Here is a 23,465-nt window from a genome sequence, read left to right on the forward strand (position 1 = left end):
CCCTCACGCCGCCAACACCGCATGCGCCAGCCACTGGCGCAAGTGCGGGGCCAGGTCGAATGCAGGGTCCAGCTCGAACGCCGCATCGAGCGCGGCGCCAAACGTCTGCCCCTGCCTTAACGCCAGCAAGGCGGCATGCGCAGCCGCATCCAGTAGCAGCACCTGCGCCTTCCAGCGCGTCCGGCATACGAGCGCGCAGCTCGCCACCCGCATATCCTGCGGAAACATCCCCTGCCCCTCTCCCTCCTGATGCGCCTGCCACAGGGCCGCCACTTGCCAATCCGATTCCAGCAAGGCGCAGGCGGGATGCAAGCTGAAACGCCGCGCTTCCAGCTGGTCGGGATGCAAGGCGGCCAGCGACTCGGGCGCCAGGCCCTGCGCATCGGGCGCGTAATGGGCCAGGTGCACGGCCCATTCCAGGCGCGCCATGTCCGGCAGATAGGGCAAATCGGCGACATGCGGGAAAGTGGCCAGAAAATCGGCGAAACGGGCGCCAAACTGGTTCAAATCGGCGCTATCGGATGGCATCTGCCGCCCATACGCGCGCGCCAGGCCGCCCAGGAATTCCTCGCCCACCAGCGCCAGCACGACGGGATAGGCGTGCGCCAGGGTGCGGCGCCAGGTGGCGCTCATATTGCCACGGTACAGTGCAAAACGCTGCGGCACCTGCTCGCCCGCGAACGGTGGCAATGTTGCCTCGGCATCCAGCAAGGCCGTGGCAAACGCTTGCTGGCCGGCCGCCAGCGCATCAAGCGACGCGGGCGGCGGCGGGGACGGCAGCGCTGCTCCCTGCCATGGCGTTGGCGGCGCATGCCGCGCCAGCATGGCTTGCGCCTTGTCCGCCTCGCCCAGCAAGACATCGAGGGCGGGCAAGTCCGTATCCCATTCGACGAGCGTGGGAATGGCGCCAAAGCGCTGCAAGGCGGCCGCATACAAGTCCCAGACGGGATCGGCCACGGCGGCGCCGTGATGGTCGATCACGGCATGCGGCGTTACCAGATGGCCGCCCAGGTGCAGCTCGCCCACGCTGCCCGGCGCGATGGACTGCATGGCCGTCAAGGCGTGTTCGCCGTGGTTGCACTGGTTCACATACAGGTTATTGATATCGAGCAGCAGCCCGCAGCCGCTGCGGCGCGCCAGCTCCGCCAGGAATTGCGCCTCGCTCATGGCATCGTCGGCAAAACGCAGGTAAGTGGAGACATTTTCCAGCAAGATCGGCCTTTTCAGCACATCCTGCACCCTCCCCACCCTGGCGCACAGCAAATCGAGGACGGCGCCGTTCAAGGCCAGCGGCAACAGATCATTGAGTTGCTGCTGCGCCACGGCGCCCCAGCTCAGGTGTTCCGACACGAGGACCGGCTCGACGCGCTCGACCACGGCGCGCACGTGCTGCAAGTGGCTCTCGGAAAAACCGCGCGCGGACCCCAGGCCCAGGCCCACGCCATGCAGGCTGATGGGGTAATCCTGGCGCAGGGTGTCTAATACATGGCTATCCCAGCCCGACGGCTGCAGATAGTTTTCGGTGTGTACTTCCAGCCAGCCCACCCGGGGGCGGCGCGCCAGGAAGTCGCGGTAGTGCGCGGCGCGCAAGCCGACGCCGGCAAGCGCTTGAACTGGCGGCGGCATGGGCTGGCGGCGTGCTTACGGCTGCGTGGCCGGTTTTGCCGCCTTGCCGGCCTTGATGGGCTTGACGGAACCGCCCGCCTGTTCGCACGTGCCCTTGGCAACATACGTCCATTCCGTCGGCAAGTTGTCCGCTTCCGCCTGGCCCGCGCAGGAGTGCGCGCCGTCGGACGAGGCGCAATCGTTCTGCCCTGCCTTGGCCACGCCATAACACTTTTCCTTGTCGCCGGGGGCGGGACCATCGTGCGCGGCCGCGTTGAGGGTGGTGCCGGCACAGATGCCCGCGAGGGCGGCGGCGATGAGAGCTTGACGTTTGTTCATGGGGAATCCTCTTGCATGGGTCAAAGTAATGGCACGCCCCGGGCTGCGCTGATGGGCAACGCGAGGTGATGGACGCCATTCTACTGAATCGGCCGTGCCATGGCGAACCATGGTCAATTAATCAACTTGACAGGGGCGGAGAGAAAAATGGAAGGAAAGCAGGAAGACAGACAAAAATGCCCACGCGCCACCGTCGATGACGGTGGTGTGGGCGTAAGTAATGCGAGCGCCAGACGGGCGCCGCGGGACTGCGCTCAGGCGGTCGTGTTGATGCGGTTGCCGAGGTGAGCCGGCAGACTTGGCGCCGACTGTACCGGTGGCAGCGCTGCCAGCAAGGCCGTGGCGGTCGAGCTTTGGATATCCTGGGCTTTTTTCAGGACAGTCAAGCCGACGGCTTGCCGCGTGCCTGTCTCCGCCATCGTGGTTGACAGTTGAGCAATGCTTCCGACGTCCATACGTTTCTCCAATGAGGTTCTACCCTTGTTAACGGATGCCGCCGGCAAACCTTTAGCTTATTTTTCCAGTCTTTGCAGCAGCCAGGCCAGCACGTGTTCGCGCGCATTCAAGTCCAGCCATTGCACGCCCTTGCGCAAGTCGGCCGGCGCAGGACTGTCCGACGCGACGGCGATCACATGCGGGTCATGCGGATACAGGGGCGCCTGCCCCACTGCCGGACGGAATACTTCCAGCTTCGGAATGGGGTCCGTCTTGAAGCCTTCGACCAGGGTCAGGTCTGCCGGCCCCATGCGGGCCAGTTGCTGCGCCAGGCTGGGTTCCGGCGCGCCGCGCAGTTCATGCACGATGGCAAAACGGTACGGTGACGCCACCAGCACTTCCGCCGCGCCGGCCAGGCGCAGGCGGGCGCTGTCCTTCTGTGGCGGTTCCAGCGCCAGGTCATGGTGGCTGTGCTTGACCAGGTTGACGCGCAAGCCGCGCGCCGCCATTTCCTTCACCACAAATTCCAGCAGGGTCGTCTTGCCACTACCGGAACGGCCGATCACACCGAGTACCGGGTGTGCGGGCATCGCATCGTGCATGGTCACTCCTTGATTGAGAAGGAATGATTATACGCAGCCCACCGGCGCTGCCGCCTGGCGCAGGCGCCGCGCATCGCCCGACTCATCGCGCAACTCATCGCGCAACTCAAGCGCCGCCGGATTTCCCGCCATTCCTGGCATTGGCGGGCCCCGGCTTGCCGCCCTGCCGCCGGCGCCTGCCCACCGGCTTCGGCGCTGCCGCTCCCGCCGCTTGACTTGCCGTTTTACTCGCCGTTCTACCATCCACCGCCTGCGCATTCCTCGCCCTGCGCGCCAATTGCCGGTGGGCGGCGATCGCGCCCGCCTCCACATCGGACTGGAAGGGGACGGCGGCAGCGGCGGCCAGCGCGCCATCCGGCGGGGAAGCAGGCGCCAGCAGGGCGAAATCCTGCGCCCGCACATCCGCTTCCCAGGCGGCCCGCTGCTCCTGCACGGCTGCGGGCACGGCAGGCGCCGCGCGCGGCTGCGCCAGGGTCAGCATGGCGCCCAGGCCGCTGGCGGCCGCCACGCGCGCGCCCATCTGGGGCAAGGCGCCATCGGCGGCGCGGCAAAAGCGCTGCAGGATGGTTTTGATGATCGACGCGTGATCGTAAACCTCGTGGCTGACGCTGCCAGGCGCGATCAGCGGCGACACGAGCAGCATGGGCACGCGCACGCCGTAGCGGCGAAACGCGGGGTCGTCGTCCACGGCGACGGGTGGCGGCACATGGTCGAAAAAGCCGCCGTGCTCGTCATAGGTGAGGATGAGCAAGGTGCGCGCCCAGGCGGGACCGCGCGACAGGGCCTGGTAGACCTGCGCCACCAGCGCCTGGCCGGCGCGGATATCGGCCGGCGGGTGGTCGTCATTGTCGAAGAAATGGGGATCGATCCAGCTGACCGAGGGCAAGGCGCCCGCCAGCGCATCGCCGATGAAGCCATAGCGGCGGGCGCTGGAGCCGAACGGTTCGTACATGTCGGACGAGCGGTAATGGTCGTCCGTCAGCGCCAGGCTCCAGGGCTTCCAGGCGGAATAGAACTTCCAGCTGACCTGGGCCCGCTCGAGGTGGCGCACGAAGGATTTGTTCGCATACAGGGGCACGCGCTTGCTGTCCTTGCTGCCGGCCGCCTTGCCGCTGACCGCATACAGGCGGTTGGGCCAGGTGGCGCCCGGCACGGAACTGTAGCAGCGGTCGCAGACGCAGAATTGCTGCGCCAGGAAATCGTACATGGGTAAGTCGGCCCCATTGTAGTAGCCCATGACTAGGTCGATGTCGGGGTCGCCCGGATGCGTTTGCACATAATCGTCGACGAAGCCACCGTTATTGTTTTGCAATTGCTGCGCCACCGACATGCCCGTATGCGACGGGTCTTGCTGCGGGCCAAAGGCCGTGCGCCGCAAATGGTGCACGGGGTAGCGCACGCCCGCATGCACGTTGGCATGACTTGCCTGCAAGCCATCGATATCGGTGCGCCCGCCTTCCAGGCTCAGGTAGCCAAGCATGTGGTCGAACGAGCGGTTTTCCATCATCAGCACGACGATATGGTCGATGCGCGCCAGGTTTCCCAAGCCCTGCGCATCAAGCACACCCTCGCCAGCAGTTGCGGCAGCAATCATCGGACCTCCCCGGCCGCGCACACGGTCGCAGCGACCCTGGTTCGACCAGGCCCCGCCAGTATGGTTCAGCTATGGCGGCCCGGCCTTGATGCACAACAACTCAATATGGCACACGGTAGCGGTAGCCCTTGAAACTGAAGATGGCCGCCTTCGGCTGCAACTTTTCCAGCACCAGGCCGGGCGCCAGTTCCTCACCCTCGTGGCGCAAGACCTTGTCGATCAGCAACAGGCGGTCGGCCGGATTCTTCGAATAGATATAGCCGCCGATGGCGATGGCGGGGATTTGCCGCTGTATCGGCTCGGGCAAGTCGCGCATGCCGGGCACGGTCTCTTCGGCCGACGGCGCGGACATGGCCGGCGCCGGCGCGGGAGCGGGAGCGGGGACAGGCGGAGCGGCCTGGCCTGGCGTCTCCTGCTTCGGTTCCGGCACGGCCCTCGCATGGTGCACGGGCGCGGCGGTGGCCGCCGGTGGTACGGGCACAGCCACAGGCGCGGGCGCGGGCACGGGGGCAGCAGGCGGCGGCGCTGCCGGCAGCGGTGCGGGCACGGCCTGGGCCAGCACGGCAGGGGCGACGGCCGCAGGCGCCGCCGCGCCCGCCTGCCAAGGCTGCCACAGCAGCAGCGCGGCAGCCACGGCCACCGTCACGCCGCCCAGCACCAGCCACACGGGCGCGCGCCGCGCGGCGCCGGATGCGGCGGCATCGTGCAGCTGCACTTGCGGTGCGTGGATCGACGGCAACTCGCCCAATTGGCGCTCGGCCTGCGATTTTTTCAGTGCTTCAAGTATGTAGGACATCTTATTTCCCCGCCACCATCGCCGTCGCAGCGGGCGCTGCCACGGCAGGAGCCGCGCTGCTCAGGCGCGGCTCCGAGTTGTCACCCAGCTGCATCAGGCGTATGAATGTTTTCGGGCCCGCCAGGCCATCGGCCCGCAAGTTCTGGCGTTGCTGGAAAGCACGCAGCAGACCTTGCATCTCGGCATCGAGCGGCAGATTGGCGGCCGGCGCAGGCAAGCCCTGCTGTTGCGCCAGGCGCTGCGCCAGCCAATCCACGTCGGCGCCGCGGGCGCCCAGCGGCACTTCGTCGCGCCAGCTGCGCGGGGCGCGCCAGAAGGTCGTGAAACTGCCATCGCTGCGCTGCGCCAGCTGGGCCAGCGGCACGCTTTGTGGCTTGCCATCGAGCAGGACGGTGGCGTTCTCGTCCTGCACGCGCGTCAGCAGCGCCAGTTGTTCCGTCCCCTCCCCGTCGCGCAAGGCCAGCAGGGCGGGACGGTCCAGCACGCGCAGCTCGGCGATACCGCCCCGGCTATGCAGGCAGCGCAGGCCGGCGCGGGCGCCCGCCTGGCAAGCGTCACCGGCCGGCAACTGCTCGCCCCACAGGCTGGCCAGCTGGCGCAGCACGGCGTTGCGGTCCGGCACGCTGGCCGGTGCGGGGGCGGATGCGGCGGCAGCCGCCACGGCGGAGGCGGCCGGCACAGAGGCGGCCACGGCAGGCACAGGGGGCACAACGGACGGGCGCGGCATGAAATGCCAGGCCAGCGCGGCCGTGACCACGGCGCCGGCCAGCACGCCGACCGCCACGTGCGGCCAGCGCAGACCCCGTCCGGCAGCCGACTTCCCCTCTTCCGCAAACACTTCCTCGGCGGCGCGGCGCAATATCTGGCGCGTCACCTGCGGCTGGTTTTCCACGTAGGCCCCCAGCAGCGCGCGGTCGCACAGCAGGTTGATGCGGCGCGGCACTCCCTTGCTCAAGGCATGGATCTGCGCCATCAAGCGCGGCGCGAACGGCGTCTGCGCCGTGCTGCCCGCCACGGCCAGGCGGTGGCGGATATAGCTGGCCGTCTCGTCCGCCGTCAGCGACCCCAGGTGATAGCGGGCGATCACGCGCTGCGCCAGCTGTTCGAGTTCGGGACGGGCCAGCATGGCGCGCAATTCCGGCTGGCCGATCAGTATGATCTGCAGCAACTTGCGCTCGCTCGTCTCCAGGTTGGTCAGCAAGCGCAGCTGCTCCAGCACGGCGGCGGACAGGTTTTGCGCTTCGTCAATGATCAGCACATTATTCTTGCCTTGCGCATGGCTGGCCAGCAAGTGCGCATTGATGGCGTCGACATAGCCTTTCACGCTGGCCACGCCGGGCGCCAGGGCGATGCGGAATTCCTCGCAGATCGACAGCAGCAATTCCTCGACGGACAGTTTCGGATTGAAGATGTAGGCGAGCTGGCAATTTTCCGGAATCTGTTCCATGAAGCAGCGGCACACGGTGGTCTTGCCGGCGCCGATTTCTCCCGTCAGCAGCACGAAGCCGCCGCCGCTGCCCACGCCATACAGCAGGTGCGCCAGCGCTTCGCGGTGGCGTTCGCTCATGAACAGGTAGCGCGGATCGGGGGCGATCGAAAACGGCGATTGCTTGAGCTGGAAATAATGCGTGTACATGGAGACCCTGCGGATGAAACGATCAAAATGCGCGGCGGCAAGCCGAACCCCTCATCGGGTGCGGGCGGGCGGCAACGGCTTGTATTTGGCGCAATACACTTTCGCCTTGCTGCGGAAGTAGACGATTTTACTGCCAGGCACGGAACCACGGACAGGAAAGGCGGAATTGTCGAGCTTATTGAAGCGCAGGCCCGAGACGCCGCGAATGGCCGGTTCCAGCTTTTCCGGCGTCGCGTCCGCCACCACGCCCATGAAGACGAGGGGACTGGTGTCGTCGCTGACGATCACGTCGGTAATCGGCGCGCCCCACAAGGTGGCGTCCGTGCGGAACCAGTAGGCGCCCCCTTCATGCTTGTAGGCGGGGCCGAAGGCCGTCAGCAGATACGCATAGAAGGCCTTGTTGTCGATCTGGTCGATGCACAGCACGGCATTGCCCACCACTTGCCCGAACGTGGATGGCGGCGGCTTTTGCTGCGCCAGCACGCCGGACACGGGCGTGCCCACGGCCAGCAGGGCGAACGCCGCCAGCAGGGCCGGCGCACGCCACGGGCGCGACAGTAGGCGACGCAGGCGCATGATCAGCGCTTGCGCTCTTCTTTCTTGACCTTCTTGGCTTCCTTCTTTTCCTTCATGGTCTTGGCCGGTTCCTTCTTGGCTTCCTTCTTGCTGTCCTGTGCCTTGCTCATTATCTACTCCATACCTGGGCGGAAATGCCTGGGCCATTATGACACTCCCCCATGAAAATGCCACCCGAAAAGCAAAACGGCCGCACAAGGCGGCCGTTCCAGTCGCGCGTCAGCGCACCATCAGTGCAGGCACAGGCGGCGGCGCGTCTTTTCGATCAGCGCCGCATCGTAGGGATACAGGTTCTCGATGAAGAACAATTCCGTTTCCGCTTCGTCTTCCAGGCACATTTCGATCATGACCGGGCCATCGCTTTCGCGGCCCAGGAAATCCTTCGGCCAGCGGTTCTTGCGGTGCGTGCGCATCATTTCCATGCCCAGCGCAGCCAGCGGCGCCGACACGCCAGCGGCCAGCGCCTCTTGCTGCCAGTCGTCCCAGTAATCGCTCTTTGCTGCCTTGTCGTTCATCATGCTCTTCCAACTCAGGTGTAAAAGGCGGACTTTACTCTTCATGGCGTCCCTTGCCAAGCATGCGCGGAAGCAACACTACCGCGCGCGGCGCAGACCAGTCTGAAAAAATTGGCATTAAACAAGGCCAATTTCAATACCATTCAGCAAGCACAAAAATCCCTTTATTAACAATCACTTGCAATCACGCCCTCGGGCATGCGGCGACAGCGCGCAACGCATTTGTTAATACCACTTAAATACCTGTTGACAAGCCATCGGGGCGACAATATAGTGCCTTCAGCTTTTTCGCCGCCCGACAAATAAAAGAACCGAGACAGGCGCAATCAACCAAACGCGGGACTGCACAACATGATCGAATACATAATCGGCGTCGACGGCGGGGGTAGCGGAACCCGCGTACGCCTGGCGCGCCTCGACGGCCAGGAACTGGCGCAGGGACAAAGCGGCCCATCCGGCCTGGGACTGGGCATCGAACGGGCCTGGACGTCCGTGGCGCATGCCGTCACTTTGGCCTTCCGCGCCGCCGGACTGGAACAGCCGCCGCTGCAGCGCATGGCCATCGGCCTGGGCCTGGCCGGCGTGCACAACAAGCAGTGGGCCGCCAGCTTCATCGAACACAATCCCGGCTATGCCGCCGTCGCGCTCGAATCGGATGCCCTGACCACCTTGCTGGGCGCGCATGCGGGCCAGCCGGGCGCCATCGTGGCCATCGGCACGGGCAGCGTGGGCGAAGTGCTGCACGCGGACGGCAGCCGCCATGAAGTGGGCGGCTGGGGCTTCCCGTCCGGCGACGAAGCGGGCGGCGCCTGGATCGGCATGCGCGCCATCAACCATGCGCAGCAGGTGGCCGACGGCCGCGTGCCCGGCAGCGCCTTCGCCACGGCCATCATCGATGCCTGCGGCGGCCAGCGCGACGCCATGCAAGTGTGGCTGGCGGCCGCCAGCCAGACCAATTTCGCGCAACTGGCGCGCCTGGTGCTCGAACACGCGGCCACCAATGCGGTGGCGCGCGCCATCCTGGTGGACGCGGGCCGGCAGATCGCCCTCATCGCCAGGGCCCTCGACCCGGCCGGCGCCTTGCCCGTGGCCCTGTGCGGCGGCCTGGCGGCGCCCTTGTCGGGCTACCTGCCGGCAGCACTGTTGCAACTGGTCGTGCCGGCACAGGGCGACTCGGCCGCAGGCGGCCTGCGCCTGATACGCAAGCACTTGCAGGAGCAATGACCATGCTGGCCAAACTGTCCGCCTTCAAACCCAATCCGGCCAGCGACACGCCGCTCTACATGCAGCTGGCGAACATGCTGTCGGACGGCATCGCCAGCGGCGACTGGCGCGCCAACCAGGCATTGCCTTCCGAGCGCGTGCTGTCGGACATCCTGGAAATCTCGCGCGTCACGGCGCGCAAGGCCATCGACATGCTGTGCGACCGGGGCATGCTGACGCGCAAGCGCGGCTCGGGCACCTACATCACGCCCAAGCTGGAACAGCCGCTGTCGCGCCTGACGAGCTTTTCGGAAGAATTGCGCCAGCGGGGCTTCACGGCCGGCTCGCGCTGGCTGCAGCGCGACATCGGCGCGGCCGCGCCGCTGGAACTGCTGTCGCTGGGACTGTCGCCGCACATGCCGGTGGCGCGTTTGCGCCGCCTGCGCACGGCCGACGAAGTGGTGATGGCGATCGAAACGACCACCATCCCCGCCCTGTACATGCCGGACCCGCAGCAGGTCACCGATTCGCTGTACGGCTACCTGGAGTCGCGCGGCACCATCCCGATGCGCGCGCTGCAGCATATCCGCGCCGTCAACGCCACGGCGGAACAGGCCAAGCTGGCCAATATCAAGACGGGTGAAGCCATGCTGCACATCACCCGTGTCAGTTATCTCGACAACGGCGCAGCGGTGGAACTGACCCACTCGTATTGCCGCAGTGATTATTATGAATTCGTAGCGGAGTCGCGCAGATGAGCAGCACTATCAAAGGCAATATCCTTACCCCCGGCGGCTGGATCCACGGCGCCATCGCCTTCGGCGAGCGGGTCGACAGCATCACGGGCGATTCGCTCCACCCGTCGGGCAACAGCGACGATTACATCCTGCCCGGCTTTATCGACCTGCACGTGCATGGCGGCGCAGGCAAGGACATCATGGAAGGCGGCGAAGCCGTCTACACCATCGCGGGCATCCACGCGCGCCACGGCACCACCAGCCTGCTGGCCACCACCATGACGGCGCCGCCGGAAGACATCGACATGGCCCTGACGGCCATCGGCATCGCCGCCAACCACCGCCGCCCGAACACGGCGCGCGTGCTGGGCGCCCACCTGGAAGGCCCGTACATCAATTCCGGCAAGCTGGGGGCGCAGCCGAACTACGCGCGCGCCGCCAACCTGGCTGAAATCGAGCGCCTGCAAACCCTGGCCAAGCTGCGCGTCATCACCGTGGCGCCGGAAATCGCCGGCCACCTGGACCTGGTGCGCGCCCTGGCCGACGCCGGCGTGCGCGTGCAGATCGGCCACACGCTCGGTTCGTACGAAGACGGCGTGGCCGCGCTGGAACACGGCGCCATGGGTTTCACGCATTTGTTCAACGCCATGAGCGGCCTGCATCACCGCGAGCCGGGCATGGTCGGCGCCGCCCTGGCGCACGCCGAATACGCGGAACTGATCCCCGACCTGCTGCACGTGCATCCGGGCGCTATCAAGGTGGCCCTGCGCGCCATCCCGCGCCTGTACTGCGTCACCGATTCCACCGCCGCCACCGGCATGCCGGACGGCGAATACATGCTGGGCCGCCACGCCGTGCAGAAATGCATGGGCGGCGTGCGCCTGCCCGACGGCACCCTGGCGGGCAGCACCCTGACCCTGGACCAGGCGCTGCGCAACCTGGTGGGACTGGGACTGGACCTGGCCGACGCGTCCAAGCGCGTGTCGACCAACGCCGCCGATTACCTGGGCCTGGAAGAACGCGGCCGGCTGGCCCCCGGTACTTACGCCGATCTGGTGGTACTCGATCGCGATCTCAAACTCAAAGCTGTGTATATAGAAGGAGAAATCTGTGACCTCAATGATGCTTAAAGAAGCCATTTCCGCCGCCGAATGCGTCGCCCTGCAACTGGCCAGCGACACGGAACGCTACGCGGAACTGGGCCGCAAATTGAGGAGCACCTCGTTCTCGACCGCGCTGACCATCGCGCGCGGCAGCTCGGACCACGCCTGCAACTACGTCGCCTACCTGATCATGGCGCGCCTGGGCCGTGTCGTCGCGTCCCTGCCGATGTCGCTGGTGACCCTGAACAAGTCGCCGCTGGTGACGCGCGACACGCTGGCCATCTCGATCTCGCAATCGGGCCAGAGCCCTGACGTGGTCGAGCCGATCCGCTACTTCCGCGACGGCGGCGCCACCACCGTGGCCCTCGTCAACGACATCGATTCGCCGCTGGCGCACGCCGCCGAGTGGGCCATGCCCCTGCGCGCCGGCAAGGAACAAAGCGTCGCCGCCACCAAGAGCTTCATCACCAGCCTGGTCGCCGGCGCGCGCATGGTGGCGCAGTGGCAGAACGACCCCGAGCTGCAGGCGGGCCTGGAAGCGCTGCCCGAAGCGCTGCTCGAAGCGACCCGCGTCGACTGGTCGCCCGCCATCGACGTGCTGGCGCCGGCCCGCAACATCATGGTCGTCGGCCGCGGCATCAGCTTCCCCGTGGCGCTGGAAGCGGCGCTGAAATTCAAGGAAACCTCGGCCCTGCAGGCGGAAGCCTTCAGCGGCGCCGAAATCAAGCACGGCCCGATGGCCCTGATCGAAGACGGCTACCCGCTGCTGATTTTCGCCACGCGCGGCCCGACGCAAGCCGGCCTGCTGCAGCTGGCAACCGAGATGCGCGGCCGCGGCGCCAAGGTCTTGCTGGCGGCCCCCGCCGACGTGGCCGAGCGCGACCTGACCCTCCCCGTGGCGGCCACGCCGGACCTCGATCCGATCGTCGCCATCCAGTCCTTCTACGTGATGGCGGCCAAACTGTCGGCCGCGCGCGGCATGGACCCGGATGCGCCGCGTCACCTGAGCAAGGTCACCAAAACCAATTAAGCAGCAAGCGGCAGCTGCGCCCCCGGCACGGGGCGCGGCTGCCGTCCGTAGCACCCGAATATAAGCGACGGCAAGGGCATGTACCCGCGCCGCGGACTCATGGACATTGGAGCCTCGCGCTCCAGGATAAAAATGACGATCAAGAGACTGTTGGCGGTTGTTGCCTGCGCGGGCCTGCTCGCGCCGCAGGCATGGGCTGCCGAGAAAATCGAATTCTGGACCTTCAGCATGAAGCCCAAGTTCACGCCGTATTTCAATGCGGTGGTGGCGCGCTATGAGGCGCAGAATCCCGGCGTCAAGATCGAATGGATCGACTTCCCGTGGGACGTCATCCAGACCAAGCTGGTCACGCGCATCGTGGCCGGCACGCCGCCCGCGCTGGTCAGCCTGAACGTGCCCTGGGCCGACGAATTCGCGCGCGACGGCTTGCTCACGCCCGTCGATGGCCTGATCGCAGAGGCGCGCGCCAGCTACATCCCCAGCGCCCTGGCGGACTTGCGCTTCAAGGGCGGCACCTACGGTTTTCCCATGTACAGCAATGTCGCGGTGATCGCCTTCAATACCGCCATTTTCAAGCAGGCGGGCCTCGTGCGCGGCCCCGCCAGCCTCGATGAACAGCTGGCGTTCGCGCGCCAGATCGCGCAACGCACGGGCAAGGCCGGCATCGCCCCCGCGCTGTCGAAAATCGATGGCCTGTTCATGCAGCAGGGCCTGGCCGTGATCACCGACAACCGGGCCGTCTTCAATTCGCCGCAGCACGTGGCGCTGGTGCAGAAGCTGGCCGACACCTATAAAGTCGGCGGCCTGCTGAAGGAAAGCCTGTTCGCCGAAGATAATTTTCCCGCCGTGATCGACGCCTACAAGGGCGGCCGCCTGGGCATGCTGCTGGCGCCGCCGACGGCCATGCAGCGCATCCGCGGCGACGCGAAAGACATCTACGCCATCACCGACGTGGCGCCCGCGCCGCTGGGCCCCACCGGCATCGCCGACGGCGGCTGGCTGGTGCACTTCGCCATTCCGAAAGGCGTGCCGGCGCGCCAGTTGCCATCGGTCGGCAAGTTCGCGCGCTTCCTGACGAACGACGAAAACCAGCTGGCGTTCGCGCGCCAGGCCAGCGTCTTCCCCACCACGGTGAAAGCGGCGGCCGATCCGTTTTTCCTCGCCACGCCGACCAACGCGGGCGCGGCCGAAAAAGCGGTCGCCGCCGGCGCCCTGTCGATGGGCCACTCGCGCACCCTGTACGTGGCCGGCATCGACGACTACGACGAGCTGCGCCGCTCGCTGGTAAAAGCCGTCGAGGCGGGCGTGACGGGCAAGCAGGACGTGAAGCAGGCGCTGGACCAGGCCGTCGCCATCTGGAACCGCAAGCTGGCCACCCTGCCGCGCCACTGAGGACACCATGACATTCTCCCACCGCCACACCCTGCAAGCCTGGCTGTTCCTGACCCCCGCCCTGCTGCTGCTGGCCGCCTTTTCCTTCTGGCCCGTCGGCTACGGCTCCGTGCTGGCCTTCACCGACTACAGCCTGATACGCGAGACGCGCTTCGTCGGCCTGGATAACTTCCGCTACATCTTCAACAACGAGATGTTCGTCTCGGGCCTGAAGAATTCGCTGATGTTCCTGCTGATGGTGCCCTTCGTGCAGGTGGGCGCCATCACCCTGGCGGTCTTGGTGAACAACCGCCTGCCCGGCATCCGCCTGTTCCGCGCCGCCTTCTACGTGCCCGTGGTGACGACCGTGTCCGTGGTCGGCATCATGTGGGGCTTCATGTTCCACGAGCAGGGCGCGCTGAACTACGTGATGCTGACCCTGAAACTCGTGAACGCACCCGTGGGCTGGCTGTCGAACGACAGCCTGGCCCTGTTTGCCGTCATGTTCGTCACCCTGTGGCGCGGCCTGGGCTGGTACATGGTGATGTACCTGGCGGCGCTGCAATCGATTCCGTCGGACATGCAGGAAGCGGCCATGCTCGATGGCGCCAACCGCTGGCAGCGCTTCTGGAAGATCACCGTGCCCATGCTGCGCCCCACCATCATGCTGTGCTCCATCCTGTCCGTGCTGGCGGCCCTGAAGGCGTACCAGGAAGTCGACGTGCTGACCCAGGGCGGCCCGATGAATTCCACCTTCACGGCGCTGTACTACGCGTACGACCAGGGCCTCAAGCACTTGAAACTGCCGCGCGCACTGGCCGCCAGCTTCGTCGTGTCCCTATTCTGCATCGGCATCGCCCTGCTGTGCCTGCGCTACCTCAAACCCAAGCACCGCTGACAGGGAATGACCATGCAAAAACGTTCCCGCCCCCTGAAAAACCGCCTGCAAATACTGGGCCACTATGCCGTGCTGTGCGCGATCGCCGTCGTCTGCGTCTTCCCCTTCTGGTGGACCCTGGTGACGGCCATTTCCACGGAGGGCAATATCTTCGCCTTCCCGCCCACCTTCTGGCCGAAGGCGCCGTCCTTCGACAACTTCATCGAAGTGTTCAGTGCGATCCCGATCTGGTCGTTCTTCAGGAACTCCGTGCTGATCGCCGTGTTCACCGTGTTCTGGAAACTGCTGCTGTGCTCACTGGCCGCGTATCCGCTGGCGCGCCTGAAATTCCGCGGCCGCAAACTGGTGTTCGGCCTGATCCTGGCCACGCTGGTGCTGCCGTCGGAAGTGAACTTCCTCGTCAACTTCATCACCATCACGCAAATGAGCCTGGTCGACACCTACACGGGCGTGATCCTGCCCAACGTGGTGACGGCCGTGGCCATCCTGCTGCTCAAGCAGGCGTTCGAGGAAGTGCCGCAAGACCTGATCGACGCGGCCAGGGTCGATGGCGCCTCCGAATGGGTGATCTTCAGCCGCATCATGCTGCCGCTGATTACGCCATGGCTGGCCACCGTCGGCATCCTGACGGCCGTCGAATCGTGGAATGAATACATCTGGCCGTCCATCGTCATGAGCAAGCCCGATGAATTCCCCCTGTCGGTGGGCGTGCTGTACTTGCGCGGCACCTTCGGCAGCAGCACGCGCGTGATTGCGGCCGGCACCCTGATCACCATCGTGCCGACCCTGCTCGCCTTCCTGTTTACCCAACGCTTCTTCATGCGCGGCATGGACGGCGCAGTCAAATGAAAACGTCTCTCGATAAGGAAGCCTCCATGCACGACAAGCGCACCAACATTGGCAAACGCAGCCCGATTTCCTGGGTGCCGACCTTGTACTTCGCCCAGGGCCTGCCGTTCTACGCCGTGGCCCTGGTGGCCGGCCTGATGTTCAAGAGCATGGGCGTGCCGAACGACCAGATCGCCCGCTGGACGGGCCTGATCGGCTTTGCCTGGGTCTTCAAGTCGCTGTGGAGCCCCTTCCTGGAACTGGCGTCGAGCAAGAAGACCATGGTGGTGCTGTTCCAGTTCGCCGGTGGCCTGAGCCTGGGCCTGATCGCGCTGGCCCTGCAAACGCCGCTGTGGTTTGCCGCCTGCATCGCCGTGCTGTTCGTCGCCGCGCTGGCCTCGTCGACGCACGACATCGTCTGCGACGGCCTGTATATCGCCAGCCTGTCGGACAAGCAGCAGGCGGCCTACGCGGGCTGGCAAGGCGCCTTCTTCAACGCGGGCAAATTCATCTCGCTGGGCGGCCTGGTGATCCTGGCCGGCTACCTGGAGAAAAAAATCGGCATCAAGCCGGCATGGTCGGTGATCTTCCTGATCATCGGCGCCATGATGCTGTCGCTGGCCGCGTACCACCTGTGGGCGCTGCCGCAGGTGCGCAATGCGGCCGTGGCCGACAAGAGCGTGGCCGGCATCAGCCGCACCCTGTGGGACGTACTGGTGGACTTCCTGAAAAAGCCTGGCATCTGGGGCATGATCGCCTTCATCATCCTGTTCCGCGCCGGCGAGGCGCAAGTGCAGACCATCGGCCCGCTGTTCCTGCGCGAAGCGCGCGAACTGGGCGGACTGGGCCTGTCGACGACGGAAGTGGGCGCCGTGTACGGCACGGCCGGCACCGTCGCATTCCTGCTGGGCAGCATCGGCGGCGGCTACTTCACGTCGTGGCTGGGCCTCAAGCGCGCCATGTTCTTCCTGATCCTGGCCATGAATTTGCCGAACCTGGTGTTTTATTACCTGAGCCACAGCATGCCCACCGATTTGACCCTGATCACGGCCGCGCTCAGCGTGGAGATGTTCGGCTATGGCTTCGGCTTCGTCGGCCTGATCCTGTTCATGATGCAGGTGGTCTCCGTCGGCAAGTACCAGACGGCCCACTATGCGTTCGCCACCGGCGTGATGCAGCTGGGCTTCGTGCTGTTCAAGATGATCAGCGGCGACATCCAGACGGCGCTCGGCTACAAGACTTTTTTCCTGTGGGTGCTGGTGTCGGCCGTGCCCGTATTGATCCTGTCGCGCTTCATGCGCATCGGACCGAAGGATGCCTCCGGCCAGACTGACACGGGCGCCACGTCCGCGCCGGCCAGCGCCAGCTAGGATAGAACCACTTCATGGCACATATCGCGTTAAAGAACATCGTCAAGCTGTACGACGACAAGCACCCGGTCATCCACGGCATCGACCTCGATATCCGCGACGGCGAATTCGTCGTCTTCGTGGGGCCGTCCGGTTGCGGTAAATCAACCCTGCTGCGCATGATCGCGGGGCTGGAAGACATCACGGACGGCGAACTGCATATCGGCGGCAAGCTGGCCAACGATATCGCGCCGGCCGAGCGGGGCCTGGCCATGGTTTTCCAGAGCTACGCCCTGTACCCGCACATGACGGTATTCGAAAACATGGCCTTCGCCCTCTCGCTGGCGGGGCACAAGAAGGCGGAGGTGCGCGCCGCCGTCGAGCGCGCGGCCGATATCCTGCAGATCACGCCACTGTTGAAACGCAAGCCGAAGGATCTGTCGGGCGGCCAGCGCCAGCGCGTGGCCATCGGCCGCGCCATCGTGCGCAAGCCGCAGGTATTCCTGTTCGACGAACCGCTGTCGAACCTCGACGCCTCGCTGCGCGTGCAGATGCGCGTGGAAATCTCGCGCCTGCACCAGGAATTGAAAACGACCATGATCTACGTCACGCACGACCAGGTCGAGGCGATGACCCTGGGCGAACGCATCGTCGTCTTCAACGGCGGGCGCATCGAGCAGGTGGGCAGTCCGCACGCGCTGTATAACAATCCCGGCAACCTGTTCGTGGCCGGCTTCCTCGGCGCGCCGAAGATGAACTTCATCGCCTGCACAGCCGTCGCCAGCGGCCCCGGTTCGGTGGCCGTGCGCCTGCCCGGCGGCGCCGTGATCGACGTCGAAGCGCAGGGCGGGAGCGTGGCGCCGGGCGACCAGCTGACCCTGGGCGTGCGCGCCGAGCACGTCGTCCTGCAGGACGGGGACGCTGCAGGCGAGAACGTCATCGACGCGGCCGTCAGCCATGTCGAATACCTGGGCGACGTGGCCATCGTTTACGCCAGCATGCCGGGCGTGACCGAGATGCTGGCCGTCAAGCTGCCGGCCGAGGAAGGCTTGCGCCAGGCGGGCGACGCCATGCGCCTGCATCTGCCGGCGCAGCGCTGCCTGCTGTTCGATGCCGCAGGGCAAGCCCTGGCGCGCACGTTTGCCGCACCCGCTCAGCCGTTTATGTGACAATAGCCGCTTCGTATCATGCCGCTTCTGTTTGACTTATGCAGGCAGACTGGCAGAATGTGTGTTTTTTCGAGCTTCCTTGCCCCTCTGGCAATGCCACTGCACGATGTTGCGGCTGCCAGTGCAGGTGCGTATTTTTGTTATTGATTGAAGGATTGACCATGTCCCAATTCCGTCTTGCCCGTCTTAGCCTGCTCCTGGCCGCCATCGGCCTGAATGTCCTGCCATCCCTGTCGCACGCGCAGGATGCCAAGCCAGCCGCTGCCGCTGCCGCTCCGGCCGACTCGGTGCGCCCTGAAGTGTTCAAGCTGCTCGATCCGACCGCCGTGAAGGCATCGATGGATGCCAAGAATTACGCCGACGTGCAAAGCCGCATCGACCAGGCTGCCGCCATGCCGGCCCTGACGCCGTATGAAACGTTCGTGCTGAACCGCCTGCGCGTGGCGCTGGCCTCGACCACCAACAATGCGCCTATGGCCATGACGGCACTGGAAGCGGTGATCGAATCGGGCAAGCTGGACAAGAAATCGGAAGGCGACTTCATCCAGGCGCTGGCGAACTATCACTACAACGCCAAGGATTACCCGAACGCCATCAAATGGTTTACCCGTTACCAGACGGCAACGGGCGACGTAGCCTCCGTGCGTCCCTACATCATCCGCGCGTATTACTTCAGCAATGATTTCGCGCGCGCCAAGCAGGAACTGATGGCCGACGTGACGGCCAAGCAGCAAGCGGGCAAGACGCCGACCATCGAAGAACTGCAATTGCTGGCCAACACGGGTTCGAAGAGCAAGGATCCGGCCACCTACCTGATCGCCATGGAAAACCTGGTGCGCTACTACCCGTCGGATGACTACTGGAGCGACCTGCTGGGCCGCCTGCAAGGCAAGGCCGGTTACTCCGACCGCTTCGCGCTGGACGTGCTGCGCCTGCAATTCAAGGCCGTCGACACCATGCCGCCACAGGACTACAGCGACATGGCTGAAATCGCCTTGCAAAACGCCTTCCCGACGGAAGCGAAAAAAGTCATCGACGCCGGCTTTGCCAAAGGCGTGCTGGGCACGGGCGCGAATGCTGCCAAGCACAAGAAACTGCGCGACCAGGCCAACAAGGCTGCCGCCGACGATGCGAAAAACATCGCCAGCGGCGAAGCGTCGGCCATGAAGAGCAAGGATGGCACGGGCTTGATCAACCTGGGCTACGCCTTCGTGACGATGGACCAATTCGACAAAGGTATCGACCTGATCCAGAAAGGCATCGCCAAGGGCGGCCTGAAACGTGCTGAAGACGCCAAGCTGCGCCTCGGCTACTCCTACGCCATGGCCGGCAAGAAAGACGACGCCATCAAGGTCCTGGAAACGGTCAAGGGCGGCGACGGCGTGGGCGACCTGGCCCGCTACTGGATCCTGTGGCTGAACCGTCCTGCCACGGCAGCGGCGGCGGCACCGGCAGCAGCGGCACAGTAATTCCTGCGCCCTCAAGCAGACGCAAGGCAGTTCCCGGCTCAGGCCGGGGCTGCTTTTTTTTTCGTCCATCCACCCAAGAATGGGTATCGCCGCCCTGGCCACGCGGCATGGGCTGACGTCAAGTTTCAGACCTTGATATAGATCTTGCGCTTGTCCATCGCGTAGGCGATCAGCCAGCACAGCAACATGAAGCTGACGGCAAACAGCATGGATCCCACGCGCGCCGGCGCCCAGCCCGTAAACCACTGCTGGTACAGCCACTGGTACAGGTTGACGCTGCCGATGCGCACGGTAAACGCGACAATCACCAGCACTTCCGACACCAGGTAGATGAACAGGGTGTTCTTGCCGAAGACTTCAAAGAAGTAGGTCCAGCCCGTCATTTGACGCACGTCAATGATGAACATCAGCAGCGCCAGCAGCAGCAAGTCCAGGCCGATGCCCAGCATCACGTAAGAGCTGGTCCACAGCTTCTTGTTAATCGGAAACACTTCATTCCAGCACAAAGCCACCGCCACGCAAATGGCGCCGGCCACGGCCAGCTGATACAAGCTGGAGCGCAGCCGCGCCGGCGCCGCCTGGCGCAGGAAACTGCCCGCCAGGTAGCCGGCGATCACATTGACAATCGAGGGCAAGGTGCCGAGGATGCCTTCCGGATCGAAGGCGATGCCTTCGCCGTGGTACAAATGGCTGTCGCCCAGCAGGATCAGGTCCAGCTTGGCCGGCGCGTTGCCGTGCAAGCTGTAGTCGCCAAAGCATGCCAGGATGGCCCAGTAGCCAAGCAAGGCGCAGGCGCTGAAGGCCAGCGCGCCCCGCGTCTTCCAGTAATGCAGGATCAGCGCGGCGGCCAGGTAGCATACGGCGATGCGCTGCAGCACGCCGGGGATGCGCGTGTGCGACAGGGGCGACCAGGCAAACTGGCCCGCGTCGTCGATCTTGAAGAAAGGGAACCAGTACAGCAGGAAGCCCAGTAAAAAGATCAGCGCGCTGCGCTTGCACAGCTTGGCCAGCACAGCGCCATGGCCCAGGTTTTCATACTTGCCCAACGCAAAGGCCAAGGCATTGCCGACGACAAACAAAAAGCTGGGAAAGACCAGGTCCGTCAGGGTAAAACCATGCCATTCGGCATGCAGGAACGGGGCATACACGCTGCCCCAGTCTCCAGGCGTATTGACGACGATCATCAGGGCCACGGTCAGGCCGCGCAAGACGTCGAGGGCGAGGTAGCGTTGAGGTGCAATAGTCATGATCAAACAAATCCAAATGAGAAAAACCGCCTTCCTGCTTGCGGCAAGGAGGCGGCAAAAAACCTTGCGCCGCAGGATACAAGCTTGGCGGCGCAAGTCATGCTGGCAACCGGCGGGGACAGCCCTGGCATGAACAAGCCAGAAGCCGCCCAGCCGGTGAGCGCAAAAAAAAAGCAAGCCCCTGAAGCAGGAACTTGCTTGAAAGACCGAGGAAGACCTGGCCTGACGCGGACGCATCAGGCCTGATCGTCTTGCTTACAGCTTGCCGCGCAAGCCCAGGTAGAAAGTACGGCCGTTGCTATAGAAAGCGCGTGGCTGTTCCTTGTTTTCGGCGTACATCTTGATGGTTTCATTGGTCAGGTTAAGCGCATCGAACGTGATCGTGAAGTGTTCGTTGATCTTGTAGTTGAGCGAACCGGCCAAAGAGCTGCTGTCGTCGACGTGCTGGCTGGCGCCACGGTCCACGCCGGCCTTGTAAGCCGAGCGATAGTTATAGGCCAGGCGCGCGCTAAAACCATGTGCTTCATAGAAAGCGGTCAGGTTATAGGTATTTTTTGATGCATTCAGCAGTTCACTGCCATCGTTCAACTTGCCATCGGCATAGGTGTAATTGGCCAGGACGCCGAAATCACCCAGCACCGGTTGCTGGTAGCTCAACTCGACACCCTTGTTCTTGCCCTTGGTATTGAAAGACTCGGTAATTTGATACAGGTTGTTAGCGCCGACCTTGGTGTTGAAATAGGTCGCATTGACGTTGCGCTGTGCCACGATCGAGTTCAAATCCATGTAGAAAATACCGGCCGACACCGCCGATTTCGGTGCGAAATACCACTCGGCACTGACTTCGGCATTATTCGAGCGCACCGGATTGAGATTCACATTCCCCTTGGTGCCGCTGATGGTATCGTCATTCAGCGCAACAGCGCCACCCAATGCGCTATAGTCGGGACGCGCAATGGTCTTTGCCAGGGCCGCGCGCACGACGATATCGCGGTTGACATCAAACTTGATGTTGGCGCTAGGCAGGAAGTCATTGTAGCTGCGCTCGTAGGTGTTTTGCGAGTAATCGCCAAATGCCGTGGAGAGCGGGCCACCGCTGGAGTTGACCGTCGTCGTTTGCTTGGTGTGCACGGCACGCACGCCGAAGTTACCACTCCAGTTATCGCCAGCCACATTGGCCATGCCATACACAGCCTGGGTTTTTTCTTGCAGTTTGAACTCATCCTTCCAGTTATGGCGCACCACGCGGTCTACGTTGCGGTTGCCTGGCACGGCACCCCAATTGGCCAGCGCCTGGCCATCGTACAGGAAGTAATTGTTTGGCACGTTTCCACCCAAATTGTTACCATAATTGCCTGGGAACATGGTGCCATTCCAGACGGGACCTGGATTGATAAAACCTAACTTGCCAGGGCCGGCTTCATACGGGTGCTCGGCGCTACGTTTATGATCAGTGAAGCGTGCGCCAAACTTGATGGAATCCCAGATGCCGCTCGACAGGCGCAATTCGCCATCGATCTGCGTGTAGAGTTCCTTGTCGACCGATTGCGATTCGCCGCCGCCGATCCAGCCGGTTCCCTGTGGCGAGGAAGTATTACCACCTGGATAGGAAACGGTCGCCGGGTTCATGCCGTTGAGTGCATACGCCATGCCGCCATTGACATTGTTTTGATAATAAACATCGTCGCGGTCGTAACCCACGCCGTGGGTCTTGCCCAGTTTCCCGGTAAAGGTCAGGTCCTTGCTCGCGCGGTACTTGAAATTGAAATCGAGATAGTACGTCTCGCCGCCGGCATCGGGACGGTAGGCATTGTCTACTTCCCCAGCATTGGAGGCGAACGTAGCGCCGACCAAGGTACCGTTCTTGACGGTGTAATTCGTCGGAACAAGGTTCGAACGATCCGCACGGACCGAATTGCCGGGCGCTGCCAGGAAATTGGTATTCTGGTTAGGCGCCTTCAACTGGGAGTAGAAGCCGTTAAAGTCCAGGGTCAAGTCTTTGTTGGGCTTGAATTCGACGTCAAACGCGCCGCCTTCACGCGTTTTCTTTTGGGTGAAATAGCTCGCGCCAATAAACGTAGGTACCCGCACGCCGACCAAGGACGGATCGGCCTTGGCCGCCGCGCTATCCGCAGTGATGCTGGTGTAGCCCAGGATTTCCTGGCCATCGCGGCGTACCGACGTCTTTTGCGAGAATCCCTGCAGCATGACGCCCAGGGTATTGGTATCATTTTTCCAGTTCACCAGACCGGAGAATTGCGGTTCTGTTTTGCTGGACAGGTCATTGTAGACAGCCTGTATCGAACCTTCGGCCGTGATCTGGTTCTTGAATTCCAACGGACGGCGCGTAATCACATCGATCGCACCGGACACGCCGCCTTCCACCAGATCAGCGGTGGCGCTCTTTTTCACCACTACCGAGCTCACCAGCTCGGACGGCAGCAAGGAGAAGCTGCTGCTGCGGCCCACGTTGCCACCGTATTGATTCAAGACAAACCAGTCGCCCGTGCTGATGGCATGGCCGTTGAACAGGGTTTGCTGCAGGCTGGGGCTGGTGCCGCGCAGGCTGACGCGGTCGTTTTCGCCGAAGCCGCCTTCGCCACCGGCCGACGATTGGGTATTCACACCTGGCAGGCGCTGGATCGCGTCAGCCACGTTACGGTCAGGCATCTTGCCGATATCTTCGGCCGTCACCACTTCCACCACGGAATCCGCATTGCGTTTTTGCTTCAGCGACTTTTCCAGCGAGGCACGCACGCCGGTCACGGTGACGGTCGTCACGTCGTCGGCGGGTGCTTCTTGCGCCTGCGCCGAAAAAGCCAGACCAGCGACCATCACGGCAACGGCCGCGGCGATCGGCGTACGGCTACGCGATCCGGATTTCACGACGGCAGCTGCAGGTGTCAAATTGCGTTTCATGTACTCCCCCTTGATTTAGGCTCCAGGATTGGAACCTTTTCATT

The 23,465-nt window shown here is 64.1% G+C and carries 21 protein-coding genes; 10 read left to right on the forward strand and 11 right to left on the reverse strand.

Features of this window, described 5'->3' with window-relative positions:
• Positions 1-3: 3 nt before the first annotated feature.
• From bufB to CLU94_RS07565, 9 genes are all read right to left on the reverse strand, one after another.
• Entirely contained in the window at positions 4-1,626 is a 1,623-nt protein-coding gene (bufB, locus tag CLU94_RS07525) for an MNIO family bufferin maturase (protein ID WP_099665193.1), read from the reverse strand.
• A gap of 15 nt (positions 1,627-1,641) precedes the next feature.
• Positions 1,642-1,944 (reverse strand): BufA1 family periplasmic bufferin-type metallophore, encoded by a 303-nt coding sequence (locus tag CLU94_RS07530; RefSeq protein ID WP_077400619.1) that lies wholly within the window; start codon positions 1,942-1,944, stop codon positions 1,642-1,644.
• Positions 1,945-2,198: 254 nt separating this feature from the next.
• Entirely contained in the window at positions 2,199-2,399 is a 201-nt protein-coding gene (locus CLU94_RS07535) for a YjfB family protein (protein ID WP_034781856.1), read from the reverse strand.
• A gap of 57 nt (positions 2,400-2,456) precedes the next feature.
• Entirely contained in the window at positions 2,457-2,981 is a 525-nt protein-coding gene (gene mobB / locus CLU94_RS07540; protein WP_099665194.1) for a molybdopterin-guanine dinucleotide biosynthesis protein B, read from the reverse strand.
• A gap of 106 nt (positions 2,982-3,087) precedes the next feature.
• A complete protein-coding gene (locus CLU94_RS07545; RefSeq protein ID WP_099665195.1) occupies positions 3,088-4,575 on the reverse strand; it encodes an alkaline phosphatase family protein in 1,488 nt (495 codons plus the stop codon).
• 100 nt (positions 4,576-4,675) lie between these two features.
• The gene (locus CLU94_RS07550) at positions 4,676-5,371 is read right to left on the reverse strand and encodes a general secretion pathway protein GspB (RefSeq protein WP_099665196.1); all 696 of its coding nucleotides are present in this window, start codon (positions 5,369-5,371) and stop codon (positions 4,676-4,678) included.
• 1 nt (position 5,372) lies between these two features.
• Positions 5,373-7,007 (reverse strand): AAA family ATPase, encoded by a 1,635-nt coding sequence (locus tag CLU94_RS07555; protein WP_099665197.1) that lies wholly within the window; start codon positions 7,005-7,007, stop codon positions 5,373-5,375.
• Between the two features lie 51 nt (positions 7,008-7,058).
• Positions 7,059-7,583 carry a hypothetical protein gene (locus tag CLU94_RS07560; RefSeq protein WP_099665198.1) on the reverse strand — a complete coding sequence of 175 codons (525 nt, stop codon included), beginning with the start codon at positions 7,581-7,583 and terminating at the stop codon, positions 7,059-7,061.
• 230 nt (positions 7,584-7,813) lie between these two features.
• Positions 7,814-8,101, reverse strand: coding sequence for a hypothetical protein (locus CLU94_RS07565; protein WP_029496217.1), 288 nt, complete (start codon positions 8,099-8,101; stop codon positions 7,814-7,816).
• A gap of 348 nt (positions 8,102-8,449) precedes the next feature.
• On the opposite strand from CLU94_RS07565, the gene CLU94_RS07570 reads away from it, so the two are divergent.
• The 10 genes from CLU94_RS07570 to CLU94_RS07615 all read left to right on the forward strand — a co-directional run bounded on the left by CLU94_RS07570 (position 8,450) and on the right by CLU94_RS07615 (position 19,255).
• The gene (locus CLU94_RS07570; protein ID WP_099665199.1) at positions 8,450-9,322 is read left to right on the forward strand and encodes a BadF/BadG/BcrA/BcrD ATPase family protein; all 873 of its coding nucleotides are present in this window, start codon (positions 8,450-8,452) and stop codon (positions 9,320-9,322) included.
• A gap of 2 nt (positions 9,323-9,324) precedes the next feature.
• Positions 9,325-10,059, forward strand: a complete 735-nt coding sequence (locus CLU94_RS07575; protein ID WP_070282815.1) for a GntR family transcriptional regulator — start codon at positions 9,325-9,327, stop codon at positions 10,057-10,059.
• Positions 10,056-11,168: an N-acetylglucosamine-6-phosphate deacetylase gene (gene nagA, locus CLU94_RS07580; protein WP_099665200.1), complete on the forward strand. Its 1,113-nt coding sequence runs from the start codon at positions 10,056-10,058 to the stop codon at positions 11,166-11,168. The genes CLU94_RS07575 and nagA overlap by 4 nt, the downstream gene beginning before the upstream one ends.
• Positions 11,158-12,171: an SIS domain-containing protein gene (locus CLU94_RS07585; protein WP_071079063.1), complete on the forward strand. Its 1,014-nt coding sequence runs from the start codon at positions 11,158-11,160 to the stop codon at positions 12,169-12,171. Before nagA ends, CLU94_RS07585 begins: the two co-directional genes overlap by 11 nt.
• Before the next feature lie 132 nt (positions 12,172-12,303).
• On the forward strand, positions 12,304-13,563 hold the full coding sequence (locus CLU94_RS07590; RefSeq protein ID WP_099665201.1) for an ABC transporter substrate-binding protein: 1,260 nt from the start codon (positions 12,304-12,306) through the stop codon (positions 13,561-13,563).
• A gap of 7 nt (positions 13,564-13,570) precedes the next feature.
• Complete coding sequence (locus CLU94_RS07595) at positions 13,571-14,440, forward strand: carbohydrate ABC transporter permease (protein ID WP_099665202.1); 870 nt, start codon at positions 13,571-13,573, stop codon at positions 14,438-14,440.
• A gap of 12 nt (positions 14,441-14,452) precedes the next feature.
• Positions 14,453-15,289: a carbohydrate ABC transporter permease gene (locus CLU94_RS07600; RefSeq protein WP_099668201.1), complete on the forward strand. Its 837-nt coding sequence runs from the start codon at positions 14,453-14,455 to the stop codon at positions 15,287-15,289.
• A 26-nt stretch (positions 15,290-15,315) separates the two neighbouring features.
• Entirely contained in the window at positions 15,316-16,638 is a 1,323-nt protein-coding gene (locus CLU94_RS07605; protein WP_077400590.1) for an MFS transporter, read from the forward strand.
• Between the two features lie 14 nt (positions 16,639-16,652).
• Positions 16,653-17,786 carry an ABC transporter ATP-binding protein gene (locus CLU94_RS07610; RefSeq protein WP_099665203.1) on the forward strand — a complete coding sequence of 378 codons (1,134 nt, stop codon included), beginning with the start codon at positions 16,653-16,655 and terminating at the stop codon, positions 17,784-17,786.
• Between the two features lie 161 nt (positions 17,787-17,947).
• Positions 17,948-19,255, forward strand: coding sequence for a tetratricopeptide repeat protein (locus CLU94_RS07615; RefSeq protein ID WP_099665204.1), 1,308 nt, complete (start codon positions 17,948-17,950; stop codon positions 19,253-19,255).
• A 125-nt stretch (positions 19,256-19,380) separates the two neighbouring features.
• Here the strand turns inward: CLU94_RS07615 and CLU94_RS07620 are convergent, their stop codons facing one another.
• Positions 19,381-20,502, reverse strand: coding sequence for an acyltransferase family protein (locus CLU94_RS07620; protein ID WP_099668202.1), 1,122 nt, complete (start codon positions 20,500-20,502; stop codon positions 19,381-19,383).
• 255 nt (positions 20,503-20,757) lie between these two features.
• Positions 20,758-23,421, reverse strand: a complete 2,664-nt coding sequence (locus CLU94_RS07625; RefSeq protein WP_099665205.1) for a TonB-dependent receptor — start codon at positions 23,419-23,421, stop codon at positions 20,758-20,760.
• Between the last annotated feature and the right edge of the window lie 44 nt (positions 23,422-23,465).

This window comes from Janthinobacterium sp. 13, from assembly GCF_002749695.1.
Classification (GTDB): Bacteria; Pseudomonadota; Gammaproteobacteria; order Burkholderiales; family Burkholderiaceae_D; genus Janthinobacterium; species Janthinobacterium kumbetense.